The sequence below is a fragment of the Streptomyces sp. B1866 genome, assembly GCF_031932565.1.
GTDB lineage: Bacteria > Actinomycetota > Actinomycetes > Streptomycetales > Streptomycetaceae > Streptomyces.
The window spans coordinates 1-5,111 of record NZ_JAVSCF010000349.1 but is presented as its reverse complement, the minus strand read 5'-3'; the positions used below and the strand labels follow the sequence as shown (position 1 = coordinate 5,111).

Annotated in this window: 4 protein-coding genes; 3 read left to right on the top strand and 1 reads right to left on the bottom strand. The window is 73.5% G+C overall.

Going from position 1 to position 5,111, the window contains the following annotated elements:
- Positions 1-369 precede the first annotated feature (369 nt).
- Positions 370-1,395, bottom strand: coding sequence for a zinc-binding dehydrogenase (locus RKE29_RS27765; RefSeq protein WP_312008432.1), 1,026 nt, complete (start codon positions 1,393-1,395; stop codon positions 370-372).
- A 189-nt stretch (positions 1,396-1,584) separates the two neighbouring features.
- On the opposite strand from RKE29_RS27765, the gene deoC reads away from it, so the two are divergent.
- Genes deoC through RKE29_RS27750 form a run of 3 tightly spaced genes read left to right on the top strand, consistent with a single transcriptional unit; the run spans position 1,585 to position 4,990 of the window.
- Positions 1,585-2,604, top strand: a complete 1,020-nt coding sequence (gene deoC, locus RKE29_RS27760) for a deoxyribose-phosphate aldolase (RefSeq protein ID WP_312008431.1) — start codon at positions 1,585-1,587, stop codon at positions 2,602-2,604.
- Between the two features lie 6 nt (positions 2,605-2,610).
- On the top strand, positions 2,611-4,089 hold the full coding sequence (locus tag RKE29_RS27755; protein ID WP_312008430.1) for an aldehyde dehydrogenase family protein: 1,479 nt from the start codon (positions 2,611-2,613) through the stop codon (positions 4,087-4,089).
- Positions 4,082-4,990, top strand: a complete 909-nt coding sequence (locus RKE29_RS27750) for an aldehyde dehydrogenase family protein (protein WP_312008429.1) — start codon at positions 4,082-4,084, stop codon at positions 4,988-4,990. The genes RKE29_RS27755 and RKE29_RS27750 overlap by 8 nt, the downstream gene beginning before the upstream one ends.
- The last annotated feature ends 121 nt before the right edge of the window (positions 4,991-5,111 follow it).

Below are 5,111 nucleotides of genomic sequence, written 5' to 3'. Positions count from 1 at the left end.
CCCGAGGCTGGGGCCGCACGGGTGCCGAGATACACGAGCCCGAGCAGGCCGCCGGGCCGCAGGTGGCGACGAGACGGGAGGGGTCGGGGGTGCAGGGGCAGGGTGCTGGACGTGAACGTATATTTTCGTATTTGGGCGGCTGGTTCCGGTTCAGGCAGCGCCCAAGCCGAGGCCGCCTAAATGCGTAAATATCCGAGTCCAGCACCCTGCCCCGGAACCCCCGGCCCCGCACCCGCCCACCCATCCCAGGCACACCCCAAGGCCGACCGGAACCGCACCCGACCACCCACCCCAGGCACACCCCAAGGCCGACCGGAACCGCACCCGCCCACGCACCCCAGGCCCACCCCGCCCGCACCAACTCGCCCGTCAGTCCGCCGTAAGGACCACCTTCCCGGTGATCTCCCGGCGTTCGAGGGCGGCGTGTACGTCGGCCGCCTGCGACAAGGGGCGGGTGGCCACGATCTGCGGGGTGATCTCACCGCGGTGTGCGAGGTCGAGCAGTCGCGCCAGCGCGGCGCGGTAGGAGTCGCGCCGGGACTTCATCTCCCACGGCACGACGCTCTGCGCCGCCCGGCGGCCCGGCCGCAGGTTCATGAGCCTCAGGCGTGTCGCGCCGCGCAGGGTGTCGCCGACCATGTGCCCCGGCCGACCGCTGAACGCGAAGCTGACCAGAACCCCGCCGGGCGCCAGAATCCGGTATCCCTTGGACAGGTTGGCGCGGCCGATGTGGTCGAACACGGCCTGGACGCCGCCTGGTTCGCGTTCCCGCAGGACGGCCTCGAAGTCCTCGTGCCGGTAGTCGATGTACCTCACGCCGTGGCGGGCGAGCACGTCACGGCTGCCCGGCGCGGAGGCCGTGCCGTACATGCGCAGGCCCCGCAGCCGGCCCAGTTGGCTGGCCGCCTGCCCCACACCACCGCTGGCGCCCTGGATCAGCACGGTGTCGCCCGCCTTGAGCCGGGCATGGGTGTCGATAAGGCTCAGGGCCGTGAGGTAGTCGAGCGGAACGGCGGATGCGAGACGGGGTTCGAGTCCGTCGGGAAGCGGGACGAGCTGCCACAGGGGCAGCGTGATGTACTCGGTGTAGCCGGCCATTTTGGTGAGGGCGGCCGCGACCCGCACCCCTGCTTCGAGCCAGGACGGCGCCTCGCCGTCGACCGCGAAGTCGACCACCTCGCCCGCGATCTCATACCCGGGCGTGAACGGCGTCCTGCGCTGGAGCAGGTAGTCACCCGAGCGGGCCATGAGGTCGGTGAAGCCCACCCCCGCGGCCAGCACCCTGACGCGGACGTGTCCGCGCGGCGGCTGGGGCAGCGTCGCCCGCACCGTCCGCAGCACCTCGGCACCACCGAACCGTTCCGCAACGATCTTCCGATACGTGATCTCGCGCATGGCTCCCCATCCCCTGTGCCGCGTTCAATAACTTACACAGCGTCTAACAGTGCCCACGGGGCGCTGACCCGAATCCGAACGGAGCTGGAACAGTGCGGTGTTTCACGCGCCCCAACCGGCCGGGTCGGCGGTCGGCGGTCGGCGGGGATGACAGGTCACTACGCGCGTAGATATGCTCAGGTGGTGAGCATGCCCACCACAGTCCCCGGCCATCCCGAAGACACCGTCCCCGCCCACACCGAGGACGCCGCCGACCGCCGCGCCGCCCTCGCCGACGTGACCGCCACCGACGCCGCCCTGCGCCGGTTCCTGCACGGGCTGCCGGGCGTCGACGCGGTCGGCCTTCAGGAGCGGGCCGCCGCGCTCGGTACGCGGTCGGTGAAGACGACCGCCAAGGCGTACGCCATCGACCTGGCCGTCTCCATGATCGATTTGACCACCCTGGAGGGCGCCGACACCCCGGGCAAGGTCCGGGCGCTGTGCGCCAAGGGCGCGAACCCCGACCCGACCGACCGGAGCGTGCCCAGGGTCGCGGCGATCTGCGTGTACCCGGACATGGTGGCCACCGCCAAGGACGCCCTGGCGGGGACCGGGATCAAGGTGGCCTCGGTCGCCACCGCCTTCCCCGCCGGCCGCGCCGCCCTGCCGGTGAAGCTGGCGGACGTGGCCGCGGCCGTGGCGGCCGGGGCGGACGAGGTGGACATGGTGATCGACCGGGGCGCCTTCCTCGCCGGGCGGTACCTGGCCGTCTTCGAGGAGATCCGCCAGGTGCGCGAGGCGTGCGCGCGGGCGGACGGTACGGCCGCGCACCTGAAGGTCATCTTCGAGACCGGCGAGCTGGAGACGTACGACAACGTGCGCCGCGCCTCGTGGCTGGCGATGCTCGCGGGCGCCGACTTCATCAAGACGTCCACCGGCAAGGTCGCGGTGAACGCGACGCCGCCCGTCACGCTGCTCATGCTCCAGGCCGTGCGCGACTTCCGGGCGACGACGGGGGTACAGGTGGGCGTGAAGCCGGCCGGAGGGATCCGGACGACCAAGGACGCGATCCGGTACCTGGTCCTGGTCGGCGAGACGGCGGGCGAGGACTGGCTCACCCCGGAGTGGTTCCGCTTCGGCGCCTCCAGCCTGCTGAACGACCTGCTGATGCAGCGCCAGAAGCTCCGTACCGGCCGCTACTCCGGTCCCGACTACGTGACGGTGGACTGATCTTCCATGGACCGACCGCCTCCCCAGGCCCCGGCCGCCCCGGCCGCCCCGGCCGCGCACTTCGGCTACGCCCCCGCCCCCGAGTCCCGCGCCATCGTCGACCTCGCCCCGAGCTACGGCCTGTTCATCGACGGCGAGTTCGCCGAGGGCGCGCGCGGCGACCTGCGCAAGACGGTCAGCCCGGCCACCGAGGAGGTGCTGGCCGAGTACACGCACGGCACCGAGGAGGACGTCGACCGCGCCGTACGGGCCGCGCGCCGGGCGTATCCGGGATGGTCGGCGCTGCCGGGCGCCGAGCGCGCGAAGTACCTGTTCCGGCTGGCGCGGATCCTCCAGGAGCGCTCGCGCGAGCTGGCCGTGCTGGAGTCGCTGGACAACGGCAAGCCGATCCGCGAGTCGCGGGACGTGGACCTGCCGCAGGTCGCCGCGCACTTCTTCTACTACGCGGGCTGGGCCGACAAGCTCCGGTACGCCGGTTTCGGCGCCGATCCGCGGCCGCTGGGCGTCGCGGGCCAGGTCATCCCGTGGAACTTCCCGCTGCTGATGCTGGCCTGGAAGGTCGCCCCGGCGCTGGCCGCCGGGAACACGGTGGTGCTGAAGCCCGCCGAGACCACCCCGCTGTCCGCGCTCTTCTTCGCGGACGTGTGCCGCCAGGCGGGCCTGCCCCGGGGCGTGGTCAACATCGTGACCGGCGACGGCACGACGGGCGCCGCGCTGGTGGCGCACCCGGGCGTGGACAAGGTGGCGTTCACCGGGTCCACGGAGGTGGGCAAGGCCATCGCCCGTACGGTCGCGGGGACGCGTAAGAGGCTGACGCTGGAGCTGGGCGGCAAGGCGGCCAACATCGTCTTCGACGACGCGCCCCTGGACCAGGCCGTGGAGGGCGTCGTCAGCGGCATCTTCTTCAACCAGGGGCACGTGTGCTGCGCGGGCTCGCGGCTGCTGGTGCAGGAGTCGGTGCAGGAGGAGCTGCTGGACGCGCTCAAGCGGCGCATGCGCACGCTGCGCGTCGGCGACCCGCTGGACAAGAACACCGACGTCGGCGCGATCAACTCCGCCGAGCAGCTGGCCCGCATCCGGGCGCTGGCCGAGGCGGGCGAGGCCGAGGGCGCGCAGCGGTGGTCGCCGGACTGCGCGCTGCCGTCGTCGGGCTACTGGTTCGCGCCGACCCTGTTCACCGGCGTGACGCAGGCGCACCGCATCGCGCGGGAGGAGGTGTTCGGCCCGGTGCTGTCGGTGCTGACCTTCCGTACGCCCGAGGAGGCCGTCGCCAAGGCCAACAACACGCCGTACGGCCTGTCGGCGGGCGTGTGGACGGAGAAGGGCAGCCGCATCCTGTGGATGGCGAGCCGCCTGCGGGCGGGCGTGGTGTGGTCCAACACGTTCAACCGGTTCGACCCGGCCTCGCCCTTCGGCGGCTACAAGGAGTCGGGCTTCGGCCGCGAGGGCGGCCGGCACGGTCTGGAGGCGTACCTCGATGTCTGAGACGGCTGACGAGTCCGCGGGGGCGGGCGGCGGCGGCGCGCGGCTCGGCGTGCTGAAGACCTACAAGCTGTTCGTCGGGGGCGCCTTCCCCCGGTCCGAGAGCGGGCGGGTGTACGAGGTGACCGGCTCGGCGGGCGGCTGGCTGGCGAACGCGCCGCTGGCCTCGCGCAAGGACGCGCGTGACGCGGTGCTCGCCGCGCGTAAGGCGTTCGGCCGCTGGTCCGGCGCGACCGCCTACCACCGCGGCCAGGTCCTGTACCGCGTCGCGGAGATGCTGGAGGGCCGCCGCGAGCAGTTCGCCGCCGAGGTGGCCGCCGCCGAGGGGCTGCCGCGGGACGTGGCGGCGGACCGGGTGGCGGCGGCGGTGGACCGGTGGGTGTGGTACGCGGGCTGGGCCGACAAGGTCGCCCAGATCGCCGGGGCCGCCAACCCGGTCGCCGGGCCGTACTTCAACGTCTCCACGCCCGAGCCGGCCGGCGTGGTCGCGGTGCTCGCCCCGCGCGAGTCGTCGTTCCTGGGCCTGGTGTCGGTGGTCGCGCCGGTGATCGTCAGCGGCAACACGGCCGTGGTGGTGGCCGCCGAGCGCGCCCCGCTGCCCGCGCTGTCGCTGGGCGAGGTGCTGGCCACCTCCGACCTGCCGGGCGGCGTGGTCAACGTGCTGTCGGGCCGTACGGCCGAGATCGCCGCCCCGCTGGCCGCGCACGCCGACGTGAACGGGATCGACCTGGCCGGCGCCGGTGACGACCCGGAGCTGGCGGCCGGGCTGGAGCGGGCGGCGGCGGACAACCTCAAGCGCGTCCGCCGTCCACAGCCCGTGGAGGACTGGGCCGCCGACCCGGGCACCGACCGCCTGCTGGCCTTCGTGGAGACCAAGACGGTGTGGCACCCGCTGGGGGTCTGAGCCGACGCCCCGCGGCGGGGCGCGGGCCCGGGACCCGGACCGTGGCTGTCGGTCCGGGTCCCGTGGCCGCGCGGACGGCCGGCGGCGGGCTCGCGGCCCGTACCGGCCCCGGCCCGGCCCG

What these genes read in the sequence shown, in the direction of transcription:
- RKE29_RS27765 (WP_312008432.1), bottom strand. Translation starts at nt 1,395, where the DNA reads ATGCGCGAGATCACGTATCGGAAGATCGTTGCGGAACGGTTCGGTGGT.
- deoC (WP_312008431.1), top strand. Translation starts at nt 1,585, where the DNA reads ATGCCCACCACAGTCCCCGGCCATCCCGAAGACACCGTCCCCGCCCAC.
- RKE29_RS27755 (WP_312008430.1), top strand. Translation starts at nt 2,611, where the DNA reads ATGGACCGACCGCCTCCCCAGGCCCCGGCCGCCCCGGCCGCCCCGGCC.
- RKE29_RS27750 (WP_312008429.1), top strand. Translation starts at nt 4,082, where the DNA reads ATGTCTGAGACGGCTGACGAGTCCGCGGGGGCGGGCGGCGGCGGCGCG.